Here is a 15,209-nt window from a genome sequence, read left to right on the forward strand (position 1 = left end):
TCTCAGTCCCATCCAAGCGTCACCGCCCCATTCCCACCAGCACCCGATCCAGCGCCTGCAAGAACCGCGAGCGATCCGCCTTGCTGAACGGCGCGGGGCCGCCTCCCACCCCGTCCATCCCCGCCCTCAGGTCGGCCATGATCGCGCGGGTGGCGATGGCGCCTCCGATGCTGGCCGCCGTGAACGCCTCGCCATTGTGTTTCAGCACCCGCGCGCCTGCTTTCAGGCAGCGGTCGGCGAGCAGGATGTCTCCGGTGATGACCACGCTCCGGGCGTCGGCAGCCTCCGCGATCCAGTCGTCCGCCCCATCGAAGCTGTCGGATACCACCACGCGCTTGATCCGGGGGCTATCGGGGATGCGGAAGGCGGCGTTGCTGACCACGCGCACCTCGGAGCGGAAACGCTCGGCGACGCGGTAGATCTCGTCTTTCACCGGGCAGGCATCGGCGTCGATCAGAATGGTGATGGGTGACATGGCGCCAGCCTAGCCGAGCGGCGCGCTCGCGGTAAGGGGCCTCGCCGCAGGTTACCCTCCCACGTTAGCGCATCCCTGCGTGGCCGGGCGCACACTCTCCCTACCACACGAGGAGAGATCATCATGACCGACTGTGACACCACCCCCCGCGCGCCCGACGAGCAGGGCACCACCGGCGAGCAGAACGATGCCCGCAACCGCGCCAATCAGGACGCCGCCAGCCGCCCGGGCGTCGATGCCGAACATGGCTTGGATGATCGCGGGCACATGACCGGCACGCCGCACGAAGGCAGCACCTTCGAACCGCTCCGCAAGGGCTCCGACGAGGATCGCCAGCGCGAGGCAAACAGCGATTATGCGATCGATCAGGGCGCAGGCTCGGCATCACCGGGCGGCAGCCACGGGGTCAGCCGTCAGGGCGCGGTGACGCAACATGGCGATGCGGTCCGCGAAAGCCAGTCGGCCCCCGGCGGCGGCAGCGTTTTCCAGCCACTCGAGGCCGATCCGCGCCATCTGGAAGACCGTGACGATAAGCAGCGCGGCAATCCCACCGGCCAGAATCAGCAAGGTCTGAATGAAGGCAGGCCGGGCGAACAAATCCGCGAACGCCGCGATGAGAATGAACCGCGCGGCACGCCGCCTGCGCAGGATCAGCGCCGCCCCTAGCGGGAGGCGCTGCACCGGCCCCGGATGGGCGCGCGAAAGGCAACTACGCGGCTTTTTCCGTGCGGTTGCGGCCTGCCAGTTTGGCGGCATAGAGCGCCGTGTCGGCGCGGGTGATCAGGCGGTCGATGCCTTCCTCGCCCTGCCGTTCGGCCAGGCCGAAGCTGGCGGTGAGGCGGTAGGGGCCGGATGCAGTGATCAGCGGGGTTTCTGCCACCGCGACCCGCAAGGCCTCGATCCGCGCGGCGAAGGCGGGATAGTCGGCGCTGCGGGCGGCAATCAGGAACTCCTCGCCCCCGATCCGGGCCACCAGCCAGTCGGCCGGCAGGAGCTTGCGGAGCATCGCGGCAAAGTGGACGAGGCTCGTATCCCCGCCATCATGGCCCAGCCGGTCGTTGACGCGCTTGAAGAAGTCGATGTCGGCAATGGCGAGCGCGATGTCGGCCGGCGGCTGGCGCGCGGCCCATTCGCCAAGGCGGGTGATCGCGGCGCGGCGGTTGGCAAGGCCGGTGAGCGAATCCTGCAAGGCGAGCCGCTCCAGATCCCGGCGCGACAATTCGAGCCGGATGGTGAGCGAGGCGATCCAGGCAAAGGCGAGGCTCGCCACCACCAGCGGGATCGCCACTGCCGCGACCATCGTCCCGGCATAATCGATCGTGCCGAACATCGTGAAGGACAGGTGCGCAAAGCACGCCGAGGCGAACACCGAAGCGCCCACGACGATCAGCCCCGTACGCCAGAGGCGGCGGCGCAGTTGGGGCAGGGCGTCGTTGGTGGCGCGCAAGGCGGCGGACGTTGGCATAGCCTTGCCGAGGATAGACGCGACCTCTCGCGAATGTCTTAACGCGCGGCTCCGCAGGGTGTGATTAGGCGAATGGGGTAAAGCGTGCTAGGAAGGCATTGCTGACGTCGAAATTTGCGACGGACTTCGAAATTTGCGCTCCGCCGCCCGGCCCAAAGCCCCGCGGCGTCTACCAGACGACGACTTCCTTTCATCGGACGATACGACGCACTCCCCTCCTGCATGTTGCCGGAGGTAATTGATTGTTCTTGAAAGGAACACCCCATGAGCACCAAGACCGGAACCGTGAAGTTCTTCAACACCGAAAAGGGTTATGGCTTCATCCAGCCCGACGACGGTTCGTCGGACAGCTTCGTCCACATCACTGCCGTGCAGGCCGCCGGCATGCACAGCCTTGAAAAGGACCAGCGTCTGAGCTTCGAGCTCGAGCGTGGCCGCAATGGCAAGGAAAGCGCTGTGAACCTCGCGGCTGCCTAAGACGAATACCGGGGGCGGGTTGCGATTGCGCGACTCGCCCCTTTTGCATCTGAATCCCGCCTACCCCCTCCTATGGCAGGACACCCCCGATGGCCCAGACCTACGAATTTTATTGCGAGCGCGCCGACGAAGCCGCCGCCCTTGCAGGCAAGGCGACGCTTGAAAACGTGCGCGACCGTGAGCTGCGGTCGGAAAAGACCTGGCGCGGGTTGGCCGAACAGGCGCGCAAGACGATCGAGGAGCGCGAGAAAGCCGATCGCGTCCGGGCCGAAAAGCGCGCCGCGGAAAGCATGATTTCCTGAACGGCGCGGCGCGGGGGCCTAAACCCCCTTGCGCCCGAACACCCGGCTGCGCAGACCGCGGCCGCTGAGACCGGGAAGTCCCGGCTGGCTTGGGCTGGGGGCTACCACTCTGGCAGGCGGCACCGGCGGCTCCGGTTCCGGCGCAGCATCATCTTCCACCTGCTTGCGCACCTCGAACTTTCCGCCAATCCCTTCGGCAAGCTTTCGCTTTTCTGACCATTCGTTGGCCAGCTCCATCTTGGCGTCCTGATCGTGGGGCATGATGCCGGCCGGGAAGGCGCGGTCGTCGAACACGCTGGCGTCGGGCACATGATCGGGCGCAACGAAGCCGAGCGCGACATGCTTGAGCGGCACCAGTTCGTACATCGGCATGTCGGCGGCCTCGGGCTCCGCGTAGCCGATATTCGCGCCCGTATCGTGGTGGATCACGCGGTAGGACAAGCTGCGATCTTCCGGACCGAAGGTGTCGCCGTCGGGAATGACATAGCCATTCGGCATCGTCGCCACCCGCAGGAAGGCAAAGACCGTTTCAAGATTGGCAGCCCACGGCAGGACATTGGGCTGGACGATGATCTCCCGGCCCAGCCAGTGACGTGCGCCGAAGGTGCGGAAGCCGGCCAGTGCGTCCTCGCCCGGTGCGGGGGTTGGGCCGAACAGGAAGGGGTGGATGTGCAGCGGCCCCGGTGCCTCGCTGCCGCTCGCCAGCTTATCGAAGACCTCGCCGCCGAGCAGCTGGTCGGACTGGGTCCAATGCACGGCAAGCGGCATGGCGTGATCGGTCACGATGCGGCTCATCAATGACAGCACGCTCAGCCGGTGCTCGAACTGCGCCTGGCTGGCACCCGAACGCGGGCGGCCGATGGCTTCGAACATGGCGGCGATCTTGGGATCTTCTTCCACCCCGCCCATCACTCCGTGCGATGCTTCGACCAGAATGTGGCTGCGCGCACGGCTCAGCCGGTCGCGGATATCGGGCGTGACGATCCCGGTATAGGGAGAGGACAATGCCCCCCGGAACACCTGCGAGACCGCCGGAACCTCGAGGTATTCGAACGTCAGCATCAGCTCGTCTGCGGGATTGAACAGACGATAGAAGCGGCCCGGATTGGCCTCGCTTGTGGTGAAGTCGGCGCCGCTGCGCATTTTCTCGATGCGGATGAAATCGCGCATGATCGCTTCGAGATCGTCCACCGGGCGGTCGAACAGGAGCGCAGCCTGAAGGCGATTGGGGTAGAGCATGGCGCGACGAGCCTCGGCGTGGACAGTAGCGCACCAGCCTAATGCGACAGGGTTAACCCCGGGTTGAGATGGTCAGCCCTCGCCGTGAATTCCGCACTCGGCCAGAAGTCCGTCGATTGCCTTGGCGATGCCGAAGAAGCCTGCCTTGGCAAGCGGCCAGGTGGTGCGGTCGAGATCGCCGAGCAGTGTGACGACACGGCCTTCGGCAGCGAGCGGCGCCAGGTCGGGCCACAGCGCGTCGCGGGTCCATCCGGCGGGGAGGTAGGGCAGGGCGACGCGGTGGACGCCCGCTTCGGCCAGCAGTGGCGCGAGTGGTTCCCCTGCGCGCCATGTGACTGCAGGGCAGCCAAAAGCAGACGTGGCCTCGGCCATTCCGCCGGTCAGCGCGCCGGTGGCGAAATCACGGGCGGGGGAGCCAATGGCGGCCGGCGAGCGTGCTTCCGGCCGGCAAGCACCGATCACCAGCGCGGGTGCGGCTGGCAGGGCGAGGGGGGCATGATGCGCCGCCTCGTCATGCAACAGCAGCGCGAAGGGATCGGCAAGGTCGGCGGCGCTAACGGGCGCGGGCAGATCAAGCTTCAGGCGGCCATAGTCCCGCGGCTCGCTCAGCGGCTCGGCATCCTCCGCCAGCCCCTCTGCGGTCAAGGCGCCGCCGGGCCGTCCCGCCGTGTAGCGGGCGATATTGTCGGCGCGGGCGAGGTAGTGCTTGCCCTTGGTATGCAGCCCCGCGACCCAGCGCCACGAAAGGGTATTCGATGCTGCGTCGGCGTCCATCAGGTGCCGCAGGAAGAAGTCCGCGCCCAGCCGCCAGTCAAGCCGCAGGGTGAAGATCCAGATGCTGGCAAACCACATCCGCGCATGGTTGTGGAGGTAGCCGGTCTCCACCAGCTCGCGCGCCCAGACATCGAATGCCTCGATTCCGGTGCGGCCTTCGGTGGCCTCTGCATAGGCGGTGCGCAGCCCCCCATTGCGCTCCATCGCGGCGAGCGCTCCGTCTCGGCCAGTGCGATAATCGTCCCAGATCGCGGGGCGCTGTTCCAGGTAGCCCTTGAAGTAGATCCGCCAGAACACCTCGGCGATGAACTTCTCTGCGGCGCGGGGGGAATGCTGCGAGAGCACTGCCTCCAGCAATTCGGGTTCGCCGATCAAACCGGCGTGGAGCCACGGCGAAAGCTGGGAAACATTGCCGCGCACTTCCTCGGCCGGGCCATCATCGGCATTGCGGGTTTCGGCATAGTGGCGGCCGGCGGCGGGAAGAAATTGGGCGAGGCGGGCCTGCGCGGCCTCGCGGGTGGGGGTGAAGTCCATGGGCGGGCAATGCCTTGGCGGGCGCATGGTTCCGGCCTATCCTTGGGCCACCGCACAGGAGAGACCCCGATGATCCGCCGCCTTCCTGCCCTTGCCGCGATGATGCTTGCCGTTGCCTGCACGCCCGCCCAGCAGGACGGCATCGACCCCAAGGGTGAGACCTTCGATGCGGTCGCGCCCGATGAAGCTGTGAACCTCGTCGGCACCGAGCCATTCTGGGCGCTGAAGGTGGAAAGCGGCGAGGGGGTGTGGACTACGCCTGACAACCAGCCCGGCACGCGCTTTGCCGTGACCCGCTTTGCCGGGAATAACGGTCTGGGTTTCACCGGCACGCTCGACGGCAATCCGTTTACGGCCACGCTCACCCCCGGCGCGTGCAGCGACGGAATGAGCGACCGGCGCTTTCCCTTCGTTGCCACTATCGCTTTGGGCGGGGAGACATTGGAAGGCTGCGGCTATACGACCAGCAAGCCGTTCACCGGCGACGCAGCGCCATAAGGCGCGCGCAGACAGGGGAGAGAAACGCCATGACGATGACCGGAGGCTGCCTGTGCGGCAAGGTACGCTATACCTGCGAAAGCGACCCGCTGCTGTGCGTCACCTGCCACTGCAAGAATTGCCAGCGTCAGGCGGGCAGCGCGCTTTCGGTGATCGTCGGGGTGCCGGATACGGCGGTCGCCTTCGAAGGCGAGCTCACCACCTATAATGACACCGGCGATAGCGGCGCGACCGTGCGGCGGCAGTTCTGTGGAACCTGCGGTTCGCCGGTATTCACCCGCGTCGACAGCCCTCCGGGGATGATGTTCATCAAGGCCGGGACGCTGGACGATACCAGCATCCTGAAGCCTGCCTTCCACTGCTATGCCAAAAGCAAGCAGGACTGGGTCGACCTCGGCGATCTGCCCGCGTTCGAGACTGTGCCGCAGGGGTTGTAAGCCCCGCGGCACGTTCGTCGGGGCCGTCAGTAGAGGCCCGGCAGCTCGTGCTGTGCAGGGCCCGGCCGGCGCGGCTGGAGTGGCACGCGCTCGGGCAGGTCCACACCCCCGCCGAGGCGTTCGCCTTGCGTTGCTCCTCCGGTCGCACTGGCGGTGCGGCTGGAAGTGATCGGCGAACAGGTGCGCCCGCCTAGGAAGTTGAGCGCCGTCGCAATCGAAGCCTCGCGCGGGTCGCCCAGCGGGAAGGCGATGTCGTCGCCCGCGCGGCAGGTGTTGGGCATCACGCTGGCAAGGCCGGTATAGTAATCGCCCTGATCGTTAGCATTGACCGTCCGGAACGCCACCGCCCGCACGCGCAGGTCGCAGGCGGCGAGGTCAAAGCCGAACTGGCCGACCGGCTTGCCGAAGGAGTTGGCCCCGACCAGCGCCAGATTACTGCCAAGATAGGGGATCAACGAATTGGCAACGAGCTCGCTCGCCGATGCACTCGATCCGGTGGTGATCACCGCGACCTTGGTGGGTGCGATGGCATTGGCCTCGGTGCGGAACAGGCGCGTGCTGTTCTCCGCTGATTTCGATGCGCGCAGGATTTCCTTGCTCCACACCTGACCCACGCGGCCAGCGCCCATCAGGTCGCCGAAGGTGTCGCCAACGCTCACCAACCCGCCGCCGTTGTAGCGCAGGTCGAGGATCAACTCGGTCACGCCCTGCGCTGCAAACTGGCCGAAGGCGGTGCGCAGCTGATTGGCGGCATCCGAGACGATGAAGGTGCGCAGGTTGAGATAGCCGACCCGCTTGCCCCCATCGTTGAGGATCAGCGCGCCGTAGCGGTCTGAGACGGGATCGAGCGCGAATTCGGTCTTGGTGATCGACCGTTCTATCACCGCGCCGCCCGGCTGGGTGAAACGCAGCACGCGGCTAACGCCCGGATCGGACGGGCCGAGCGCATTGGCAACGGCCTGTGCGCCGCCATTGTCGCCGGGGATGGCGAAGAGGCTGGATACGCTCTGGAGATTTGCGCTGGTGGTGCCGATCGCGGTGATCTCGGTCCCGCGGTCGAGCCCGGCGGCAAGCCCCGGCGCGCCTTCATAGGCCTCGACCACGAACAGGCGACGGTTGGCCGTGTCATAGGAGAGGCGGATGCCGAAGCCCGCGGAGGAGCCGGAGTTGATCACCGCGTTCTCTTCCGCGATGGACGTCGCGAAGGTGAAGAAGCGATCCCGGTTCGCCGCGCGTGCGGGCGCCACGCGGGCGTCGAGATAGTCGTCGAGGTTGGTGACCGAGTTCTGGTTCACGGTGGCGAGCAGTTCGGGGAACAGGTACCATTCGTTGAGCACCTGATCGGCGAAGTCCTGCCGGGCGCGTAGCGAACAGGCGGCGGGCGTCGGGCTGGGGGCGGGTGTGCCGCCTCCGCCGGTCGCCGGGGGCGAGGACGACGACCCGCCGCCGCCACAGGCGGCCAGTTGAACGGCAAGAACAAGGCTGAGAGCAGTGCGGGCGAACGTCACGGCGCGGGCATCTCCGGCAGATTCTGGACGGGCCAAGGGGGCGGTCCGGGCTGTCAGGGATGCAATGGAGCGAGGCCAAGAGCAAGGCGGGCCGATGAAATTCCCCATGAATCCAGCGAAAAGCGTGACCTTTTTGCCCGCATTTGCGGGGTTTTCCTCAGAAACCGCGAAAAACCGGCTTGCGAAGTCTCGTATCGGGCATCCGAACGGACTAGCACGAGGGCGATGAAGCGACAGAATCATGACTGATTTTCCTGCCTGGCTTGCACCCCATGTGCCCGCGCCCGCGCGTCATCCCGGTCTCGCCGTGGCGAAGCTGGGTTCGGCGCAGCTATATGCGCGTGGCGGGTTTGCGCTCATCAGCCCCGCTTTCAATGCGGGCGAGGCGCTCGACCCGAGCTTCACCGCGGCCGAAGAAGATGCTGTCGCCCCGCCGCTCGAATGGAGCGCGCCGCCTCCGGGAACGCAGGAACTGGTGCTGATGGTCGAGGATGCTTCGGCCAAGGGTGCCGAGCCCGCGTGCCACTGGCTGGTCTGGGGCCTTGCGGGCCAGCGCGGCAAGCTGCTGGAAGGCGAGGTGCCGCCGCGCACCGGCAAGAACGCGCTCGGCAATTCCGAATGGCTGCTGCCCGCCCCGCCCGAGGGCGAGACGCGCCACTACCTGTTCCAACTGTTCGCGACCGACCTGCCGCTGGTGCTGATGCCCGGCGCAGGGCGAGCGGAACTGCTCGCATCATTGCAAGGGACGATTACGGCCTGCGCAGTGCTTCACGCCACCTTCACCGGCGGCGGGGAGGATGATGATGCGGACTTTGAAGATGATGACTTTTGAATTACCTGCCACTTAGATAAGGGAGTAGATGATGGCTGGCACGACCAACGCACTGCAGAAGCCGGTTACGCTTTCGGGGGATCTCGAAGCTGTGATCGGCAAGGGTCCGATGACCCGCGCCCAGGTGACCTCGAAGGTGTGGGAATATATCAAGGCCCACAACCTGCAGGACACCAAGGACAAGCGTCAGATCAATCCCGATGCCAAGCTTGGCGCCGTGATCGGCAAGGACCAGATCTCGATGTTCAAGATGACCGCAGCGGTCTCTAAGCACCTCAAGTAAGTCTGGCGGTCGCCTGCGGGTGGCCTTCAGCTTGAAGCATCAGCGGCGCGCGATCCGGTAGGGTCCGCGCCGTTTTTGCGTCAGGCGCCGCCGCGTTTGGGCAGCGGCAGACACTCTCCCACCCACAGCGCCAGCCAGATGATCGCGGGCTGCGCAAACATGCGCGGTACGTGGTAGCCGAGGCCCAGGCCACCATCGGGACGGGCCATGTCGATCAGAAGATGGTTGATGTTGGCCGGCCACACGCACAGCGCATAGGCCGCCAGCCCCCACCCCGCTGCTTGCCTCAGCGGCTTCGAGAAGGGTTGCACCAGCCCGATCGCGCCGAGGATTTCCGCCACGCCCGTCCACAGCACTACCGCTTCGGGCGCGGGCACCCAGGCGGGCATGATGGTGAGGAACGGGGCGGGCCTTGCCAGATGGATCACGCCCGCCAACAGATAGAACGCCGCCAGCAGCCATCGCAGGACAATCCGGATCAAGCGCCCGGCTCCCATTCCGGCGCGGCCAGCGTGAAGCCGGCAAAGTCGAAGCCCGGCACCACCACGCATGAGACGAGGGAGTAGCCATGCTGCGGCGCGCCGGAGGGCCGGGCGGCCTGCCATTCGCCGGGCGCGACCACGCCCTGCAACTGCTGCCCCGCGCTGACGTCGCTGCCAAGGATGACCGACCTCACAGGTCCTGCGTCGCTCGCAGCAAGGCGCAATTCGACGGGATCACCTGCCTGCCACAGCCACAATTCGGCAGCATCGACCGTGTGCCAGTGCGAAGCCTCTCCCGCCTTGAGCAGGAAGATGATCGCGGTGCCGCTGGCCCGGCCATCAGCGCCGCTCGCGCCGCGCCACGTTTCCTTGTACCACCCGCCTTCGGGATGGGCAGAGAGGCCCAATTGTTCGATCAGTGCTGCCGCGCTATCCATGTGCCTGTCCTTGCCTGTCCCGAAGCTTTCGGTGCAGGCGCTCTAGCTTCGGGAGCTTACCCCATGCAACTCTCCACGCCCTCGCGCCTTGCCCTGTCCGCTGCGTTGTTGTTGGCGAGCCCCCTTGCCGCGCAGGACGCCGCCCCGGTCGACGCTGCAAAGACCACCGCCAACGCCGCGCTCGACGCCGCGCCGATTTTTGACGGACATAACGACGTGCCCAACCAGCTGCGTGACCGTGTGGCGAACCAGATCAACGCCTTCGATTTCGAGGACACCACCGCCACTGCCGCCGAGCACCCTGAGGGGCGCGCCATGCAAACCGATCTGGCGCGGCTGCGGCAGGGCAAGGTCGGCGCGCAATTCTGGTCGGTCTATGTCCCCTCCAACCCCGACGAGCCCGAGGCGGTGCAGCAGGTGATCGAGCAGATCGACGTTACCAAGCGGCTGATCGCGCGCAATCCCGACGCCTTGCGTTTCGCCACCACCGCCGATCAGGTGGAGCGTGCCATGGCTGAAGGGCGGATCGCTTCGCTGCTCGGCATGGAGGGAGGCCATTCGATTGGATCGAGCCTTGGTGTGCTGCGCCAGCTCCACGCGCTGGGCGCGCGGTACATGACGCTCACCCACAACAGCAACACGCCGTGGGCGGACGCGGCGACCGATGCGCCGAAGCATGACGGGCTGACCGACTTCGGCAAGGACGTGGTGCGCGAGATGAACCGGCTGGGGATGCTGGTCGATCTCTCCCATGTCAGCGAGGCGACAATGATGGACGCTCTGGATGTGGCCAAGGCCCCGGTGATCTTCAGCCACTCTGGTGCGCGGGGCGTGAATGGCCACCCCCGCAACGTGCCGGACTCCGTTCTGGCACGTCTGCCCGAGAACGGCGGGATCGTGATGGTGGTCGCGCTCCCCGGTTTCCTCAACGAGGAACGGCGGCAGTGGTTCGCCCGTCGTTCGGGCGAGGAAGCACGATTGAAGGCACTCTGGCAGGGCCAGCCCACGAAGGTCACCGAGGCGATGGCTGCATGGGACAAGGCGAGCCCCGAGCCTGCGACGACGATCAAGCATATGGCCGACCACATCGACCACATCCGCAAGATCGCCGGAGTGGAATCGCTGGGTATCGGCGGGGACTTCGACGGGATGCCGTCAGGCCCGGTCGGGTTCGAGGATGTGCGCGGCTACCCGCTGCTCTTCGCCGAACTCGCGAAGCGCGGCTATTCGCAGGCGGAGCTGGAGATGATTGCCAGCCGCAACGTGCTTCGCGTTATGCGCGCGGCCGAAGCCTATGCAGCCAGCGCTGCTGGCGATCCGCCGATCGAGACGCTTATCAATCCGCCCGCCAAGGCGGAGTGATCAGTGGCTCGCGTTGATCAGGGCAGGGATGATCCACACGAGGCTCATCGCGATCACGGCGAGGCCGAGGCTGAAGCCCAGCACATAGCGCAAGCCGGTATTTGTCACGGCGCCGCGGGCGGCAACCTCGTCGATGCTGATGCCGTCGTTCTTGTCGGCCATGGTCGCTCTCCCTGCGCCTGTTGACGTAGCGGAAGGGACTTCCGTTACGTCAATCAAACCCGCGCAGGACAAATCGTTCCCGTCGGTCGGCGAATTGGGGAACTCCGCAAAGGGCTAGCCAGCAGGTTTGAGCTCACTGGCCAGCTTCAGCACCTCGTCGCCGTCATCCTGCTCGATCAGGTATGCGGGATTATCGGCATCGCCGTTGCGCGTGATATCCGAACCTTTGATTTTACGTGTCACCTTGCGTTCGTAGCGGTCCTTGATCTTGCCTGTGGCTGTGCCTTCACCCCAGTCCCAGCTGACCTTCTGACCCTTGCGGAAGGTATCGCTCATCGGTCCGCCGAAGTCGGAGGTGCGCCAGCGTCCGGATCATCTACGGTAATCCCGTCGATCGAACTGTCATCGGAAGCGGCCTCAGCCTCAACCTCCGCGCGGCCGGTTGCCGTGCCCTGGCTTTCGTCAGCGTCCTGGGTGAGCGCGCCGGTCACCCAGATGATCGTCATGGCAATGATCGCAAGACCGAGGCTGAACAGCAGCACCCAGCGCACAACACCCTCGTTGCTGCCACCCTTGGCATCTGTTTCGTCGATGCGGTTACTCTGATCGGGCCGGGGCATAGGCGTCTCCTGCTATTGTGAGCAGGGTACTATGCCGCGGTGGCGCGATTGTTCGCGGGCGCAGGACCATGCAGCGCGCAAACGCGGCAAGGCGAGCCGCTGGCGCGCCCGCCAGATCAGTCGCGTAGCAGCTCGTTGATGCCGGTCTTCGATCGGGTCTGCGCGTCCACCGTTTTGACGATCACTGCGCAGTAGAGGCTCGGGCCCATGGTGCCGTCGGGCAGGGGCTTGCCGGGCATCGAGCCGGGGACGACCACCGCATAGGGCGGCACGCTGCCCATGTGGACTTGTCCCGTCGCGCGGTCGACGATCTTGGTCGAGGCACCGAGATAAACGCCCATCGACAGCACCGCGCCTTCGCCCACGCGTACGCCTTCAGCCACTTCCGCGCGGGCGCCGATGAAGGCGCCATCACCGATGATGACGGGTTCGGCCTGAAGCGGTTCGAGCACGCCGCCGATCCCTGCGCCGCCCGAGATGTGGACGTTCGCGCCGATCTGCGCGCAAGAGCCGACGGTGGCCCAGGTGTCGATCATGGTGTTCTCGCCAACGTAAGCACCGATGTTGACGAAGCTCGGCATCAGCACCGCGCCCTTGGAAATATGCGCACCGCGCCGCACGACCGCGCCCGGCACCACACGGAAACCGGCATCGCGGAAGCGGTTCTCGTCCCAACCGGCGAACTTCAGCGGCACCTTGTCATAGGCAGGAGCGCTGGCTGCGCCGCCATCGACCACGGCATTGTCGTTCAGGCGGAAGCTCAGGAGCACCGCCTTCTTGAGCCACTGGTTGACCTGCCAGCCGCCGTTCCCGTCAGGCGCGGCCACCCGTGCCGCGCCACTATCGAGCAGGGCGAGCGCGGCTTCGACAGCTTCGCCCACCGGATGGCCGGGAGAGACAGACGCGCGGTCGTCCCAAGCGGCTTCGATGGCGGTGATCAGGGCTTCGGTCATGGGCGTGCTCCGGCGTCAGGTTGCAGAAGCGCGCCTAGCGGGCCTTGGCCGCACCGGCAAGCGCGCCGCACAGCATCGCGGCCCGCATACGTAAGCCCCTTGGGAACGGCCCGATGGCTACGCGGGCATCCCCGCTTGCAACGCGAAGTGATACGCCCGCTCGGCCAGCGGGCGCACACGGTCGCTCATCGCCTGGGCGTGGGCGCTCGAGGCAGTTCCATCGATTACCCGCTTCTTGATGCCCTGCATGATCCCGGCAAGGCGGAACAGATTGTAGGAGAAATACCAGTCCATCGGCGGAACCGGCCAGCCGGTGCGCGCGACATAGCGCTCTACCGCTTCCTCCTGCGAGGGGATGCCGAGCGCTTCGATATCCAGCCCCAGCAGCCCGGCACGGCCATCGGCGGGGTTGTGCCAGTTGAGCATCAGGTAGCTGAAGTCCGCGATCGGATCGCCCAGCGTCGACAGCTCCCAGTCGAGCACCGCGATGATGCGGGCTTCGGTCTTGTGGAAGATCACGTTGTCGAGCCGGTAGTCACCGTGGACCACGCTGCTCGCGATCTGCGGAGGGATGGTCTGCGGCAGCCATTCGATCAGCCGCTCCATTTCGGGCATCAGCTCGGTTTCGGACAGCTTGTACTGCTTGGTCCAACGGGCGATCTGGCGCGCGCAGTAATCGGTCGGCTTGCCGTAATCGCCCATGCCGATGTTTTCAGGCTGGTTCAGGTGAAGATCGGCCATGGTGTCGATCAGCGCGTTGTAGTGCTGGCGGCGTTCGTCTGGCGTCAGGCCGGGCAGCGCGCCGTTCCACAAGCTGCGGCCATCTGCCATGCTCATCACGAAGAACTTCGATCCGATCACTTCAGGGTCTTCGCAGAGCCCATAGGTGCGCGGGACCGGGAAACCGGTCGGGAACAGCCCCGTCATCGCCGCATATTCGCGGTCGACCGCATGGGCGCTGGGGAGAAGCTTGCCGAAGGGCTGGCGACGCAGGACGTAAGAGGCGTTCGGCGTGTCGATCCGGTAAGTCGGGTTCGACTGGCCACCCTTGAACTTGGTGTAGCTGATCGGGCCTGCGAAGCCTTCGACATTGGCTTCGAACCATGTGGTCAGCGCGCCCAGATCGAGTGCGTCCTTCTCGGTCACTTCGACCGTGCCGACCATTTCCGTGTCGAAATCAATATCCATCAGTCGAACACCACCACGGTGCGGGCCGAGGTGCCGGCGCGCATTATGTTGAAACCTTCATTCACCGCTTCCAGCGGGATGCGCTCGGCGATGATCGTGTCCAGATCGAGCAGCCCGCGCAGGTAGAAGTCGACGAGGCGCGGCAGATCGACGGGGAAGTGGTTCATCCCCATCAGCGCGCCCATCAGCTTTTTGCCGCCGAGCAGGTCGAAGGCCGATAGCCCGACCTTGCAGTCGAGCGGCATCATGCCGAGGATCACTGCCGTCCCGCCGCGCTTGAGGCTGGCGACCGCGAGATCCGCCGAAGCCTGACGGCCCACCGCCTCGATCCCCCAATCGACCCCGCCGCCCGAAATCGCGATGATCTGCTTGGCCGCGTCTTCGGCTAGGGCATCGACCGTGTGGGTCGCGCCCAGCACCTTGGCGAGTTCGCGCTTTTCGGGGAGCGGATCGGCGGCGATGATCTTGGCCGCGCCGGCGATTTTCGCGGCGTTGATTGCGGCAAGACCCACGCCGCCGCAGCCGACCACCAGCACAGTCTCGCCCGGGGTGACCTTGCAGGCGTTGAAGATCGTCCCCGCGCCCGTCGTCACTGCGCAGCCGAGCAGGGCGGCGCGGTCAAACGGCATGTCCTTGTCGATGGCGACGCAGGCGTGTTCATGGATCAGCATCTGTTCGGACAGGGCCGACAGGTTGAGCATCTGGTTGACCGGCGACCCGTCGGCAAAGGCAATGCGCGAGGCATCGCCCTTGGCGCGGCGGGTATCGCCGCCGAGGCACAGCGCCATGCGGCCGGTGACGCAGAACTCGCAGTGGCCGCAGAAGGCCGACAGGCAGCTGACGACGTGATCGCCGGGCTTCACGGTACGCACTTCGGAGCCGACCGCGCGCACGATCCCCGCAGCCTCATGGCCGGGAATGCAGGGCAGGGCGTGGGGGTAATGCCCGTCGATGAAGTGCAGGTCAGAATGGCAGAGCCCGCAGGCCTTTGTGTCGATCAGCACCTCGTGCGGGCCGGGATCGGCATAGGTCACTTCAGCGATTCTGAGCCCCTCGCCGGGTGCTTCAAGTATGGCGGCTTTTGCCAATGGCCTTCTCCGTCTTCCCCCTCCTCTTGAGAGGAGGGGCGCGAGACTTGGCGGCTTTGCCGCCTAGTCGCAGCGGGGTGGTGTCTGTCGCGC

Annotated in this window: 21 protein-coding genes; 8 read left to right on the forward strand and 13 right to left on the reverse strand. The window is 66.0% G+C overall.

The genetic code is table 11. The annotated features are described in order from the left end of the window. Positions 1 to 19: 19 nt before the first annotated feature. On the reverse strand, positions 20 to 475 hold the full coding sequence (locus KVF90_RS06905; RefSeq protein WP_264394109.1) for a YaiI/YqxD family protein: 456 nt from the start codon (positions 473 to 475) through the stop codon (positions 20 to 22). 123 nt (positions 476 to 598) lie between these two features. On the opposite strand from KVF90_RS06905, the gene KVF90_RS06910 reads away from it, so the two are divergent. Next, positions 599 to 1,141, forward strand: coding sequence for a hypothetical protein (locus tag KVF90_RS06910; RefSeq protein ID WP_264394110.1), 543 nt, complete (start codon positions 599 to 601; stop codon positions 1,139 to 1,141). Positions 1,142 to 1,184: 43 nt separating this feature from the next. Here the strand turns inward: KVF90_RS06910 and KVF90_RS06915 are convergent, their stop codons facing one another. Then, on the reverse strand, positions 1,185 to 1,940 hold the full coding sequence (locus KVF90_RS06915) for a GGDEF domain-containing protein (RefSeq protein ID WP_264394111.1): 756 nt from the start codon (positions 1,938 to 1,940) through the stop codon (positions 1,185 to 1,187). A gap of 264 nt (positions 1,941 to 2,204) precedes the next feature. On the opposite strand from KVF90_RS06915, the gene KVF90_RS06920 reads away from it, so the two are divergent. Continuing rightward, positions 2,205 to 2,417 (forward strand): cold-shock protein, encoded by a 213-nt coding sequence (locus KVF90_RS06920; RefSeq protein ID WP_264394112.1) that lies wholly within the window; start codon positions 2,205 to 2,207, stop codon positions 2,415 to 2,417. Positions 2,418 to 2,506: 89 nt separating this feature from the next. Beyond that, positions 2,507 to 2,719, forward strand: a complete 213-nt coding sequence (locus KVF90_RS06925; protein ID WP_264394113.1) for a hypothetical protein — start codon at positions 2,507 to 2,509, stop codon at positions 2,717 to 2,719. An 18-nt stretch (positions 2,720 to 2,737) separates the two neighbouring features. Here KVF90_RS06925 and KVF90_RS06930 read toward each other — a convergent pair whose 3' ends face one another. Both KVF90_RS06930 and KVF90_RS06935 read right to left on the reverse strand, forming a co-directional pair. Continuing rightward, complete coding sequence (locus KVF90_RS06930) at positions 2,738 to 3,958, reverse strand: hypothetical protein (protein WP_264394114.1); 1,221 nt, start codon at positions 3,956 to 3,958, stop codon at positions 2,738 to 2,740. 72 nt (positions 3,959 to 4,030) lie between these two features. Further along, positions 4,031 to 5,266: an FAD-binding domain-containing protein gene (locus tag KVF90_RS06935; RefSeq protein WP_264394115.1), complete on the reverse strand. Its 1,236-nt coding sequence runs from the start codon at positions 5,264 to 5,266 to the stop codon at positions 4,031 to 4,033. Between the two features lie 69 nt (positions 5,267 to 5,335). On the opposite strand from KVF90_RS06935, the gene KVF90_RS06940 reads away from it, so the two are divergent. Then, positions 5,336 to 5,764, forward strand: a complete 429-nt coding sequence (locus KVF90_RS06940; protein ID WP_264394116.1) for a COG3650 family protein — start codon at positions 5,336 to 5,338, stop codon at positions 5,762 to 5,764. Positions 5,765 to 5,793: 29 nt separating this feature from the next. After that, positions 5,794 to 6,201 (forward strand): GFA family protein, encoded by a 408-nt coding sequence (locus KVF90_RS06945; RefSeq protein ID WP_264394117.1) that lies wholly within the window; start codon positions 5,794 to 5,796, stop codon positions 6,199 to 6,201. Positions 6,202 to 6,227: 26 nt separating this feature from the next. Here the strand turns inward: KVF90_RS06945 and KVF90_RS06950 are convergent, their stop codons facing one another. Then, positions 6,228 to 7,709, reverse strand: a complete 1,482-nt coding sequence (locus KVF90_RS06950; RefSeq protein ID WP_264394118.1) for a S41 family peptidase — start codon at positions 7,707 to 7,709, stop codon at positions 6,228 to 6,230. A 241-nt stretch (positions 7,710 to 7,950) separates the two neighbouring features. Here KVF90_RS06950 and KVF90_RS06955 point away from each other — a divergent pair, with 241 nt between their 5' ends. Then, positions 7,951 to 8,541 (forward strand): YbhB/YbcL family Raf kinase inhibitor-like protein, encoded by a 591-nt coding sequence (locus KVF90_RS06955; RefSeq protein WP_264394119.1) that lies wholly within the window; start codon positions 7,951 to 7,953, stop codon positions 8,539 to 8,541. 28 nt (positions 8,542 to 8,569) lie between these two features. After that, entirely contained in the window at positions 8,570 to 8,824 is a 255-nt protein-coding gene (locus KVF90_RS06960) for an SWIB/MDM2 domain-containing protein (RefSeq protein ID WP_413677019.1), read from the forward strand. An 80-nt stretch (positions 8,825 to 8,904) separates the two neighbouring features. On the opposite strand, the gene KVF90_RS06965 is transcribed toward KVF90_RS06960, so the two are convergent. Both KVF90_RS06965 and KVF90_RS06970 read right to left on the reverse strand, forming a co-directional pair. After that, positions 8,905 to 9,306, reverse strand: a complete 402-nt coding sequence (locus KVF90_RS06965; protein ID WP_264394120.1) for a DoxX family protein — start codon at positions 9,304 to 9,306, stop codon at positions 8,905 to 8,907. Next, positions 9,303 to 9,743: a cupin domain-containing protein gene (locus KVF90_RS06970; RefSeq protein WP_264394121.1), complete on the reverse strand. Its 441-nt coding sequence runs from the start codon at positions 9,741 to 9,743 to the stop codon at positions 9,303 to 9,305. Before KVF90_RS06970 ends, KVF90_RS06965 begins: the two co-directional genes overlap by 4 nt. A gap of 63 nt (positions 9,744 to 9,806) precedes the next feature. Between KVF90_RS06970 and KVF90_RS06975 the strand changes: the two genes are divergently transcribed. Continuing rightward, on the forward strand, positions 9,807 to 11,105 hold the full coding sequence (locus tag KVF90_RS06975) for a dipeptidase (RefSeq protein WP_264394122.1): 1,299 nt from the start codon (positions 9,807 to 9,809) through the stop codon (positions 11,103 to 11,105). Here KVF90_RS06975 and KVF90_RS06980 read toward each other — a convergent pair whose 3' ends face one another. From KVF90_RS06980 to KVF90_RS07005, 6 genes are all read right to left on the reverse strand, one after another. Next, positions 11,106 to 11,267, reverse strand: coding sequence for a hypothetical protein (locus KVF90_RS06980; RefSeq protein WP_264394123.1), 162 nt, complete (start codon positions 11,265 to 11,267; stop codon positions 11,106 to 11,108). 114 nt (positions 11,268 to 11,381) lie between these two features. Continuing rightward, positions 11,382 to 11,603 carry a DUF2945 domain-containing protein gene (locus KVF90_RS06985; protein ID WP_264394124.1) on the reverse strand — a complete coding sequence of 74 codons (222 nt, stop codon included), beginning with the start codon at positions 11,601 to 11,603 and terminating at the stop codon, positions 11,382 to 11,384. Next, the gene (locus tag KVF90_RS06990; RefSeq protein WP_264394125.1) at positions 11,600 to 11,887 is read right to left on the reverse strand and encodes a hypothetical protein; all 288 of its coding nucleotides are present in this window, start codon (positions 11,885 to 11,887) and stop codon (positions 11,600 to 11,602) included. Before KVF90_RS06990 ends, KVF90_RS06985 begins: the two co-directional genes overlap by 4 nt. Positions 11,888 to 12,003: 116 nt before the next feature. After that, positions 12,004 to 12,840: a 2,3,4,5-tetrahydropyridine-2,6-dicarboxylate N-succinyltransferase gene (dapD, locus tag KVF90_RS06995; protein WP_264394126.1), complete on the reverse strand. Its 837-nt coding sequence runs from the start codon at positions 12,838 to 12,840 to the stop codon at positions 12,004 to 12,006. Between the two features lie 117 nt (positions 12,841 to 12,957). Next, positions 12,958 to 14,028 (reverse strand): phosphotransferase family protein, encoded by a 1,071-nt coding sequence (locus tag KVF90_RS07000; protein WP_264394127.1) that lies wholly within the window; start codon positions 14,026 to 14,028, stop codon positions 12,958 to 12,960. Continuing rightward, a complete protein-coding gene (locus KVF90_RS07005; protein WP_264394128.1) occupies positions 14,028 to 15,116 on the reverse strand; it encodes a zinc-binding dehydrogenase in 1,089 nt (362 codons plus the stop codon). Before KVF90_RS07005 ends, KVF90_RS07000 begins: the two co-directional genes overlap by 1 nt. Between the last annotated feature and the right edge of the window lie 93 nt (positions 15,117 to 15,209).

This window comes from Porphyrobacter sp. ULC335, assembly GCF_025917005.1.
GTDB lineage: Bacteria > Pseudomonadota > Alphaproteobacteria > Sphingomonadales > Sphingomonadaceae > Erythrobacter.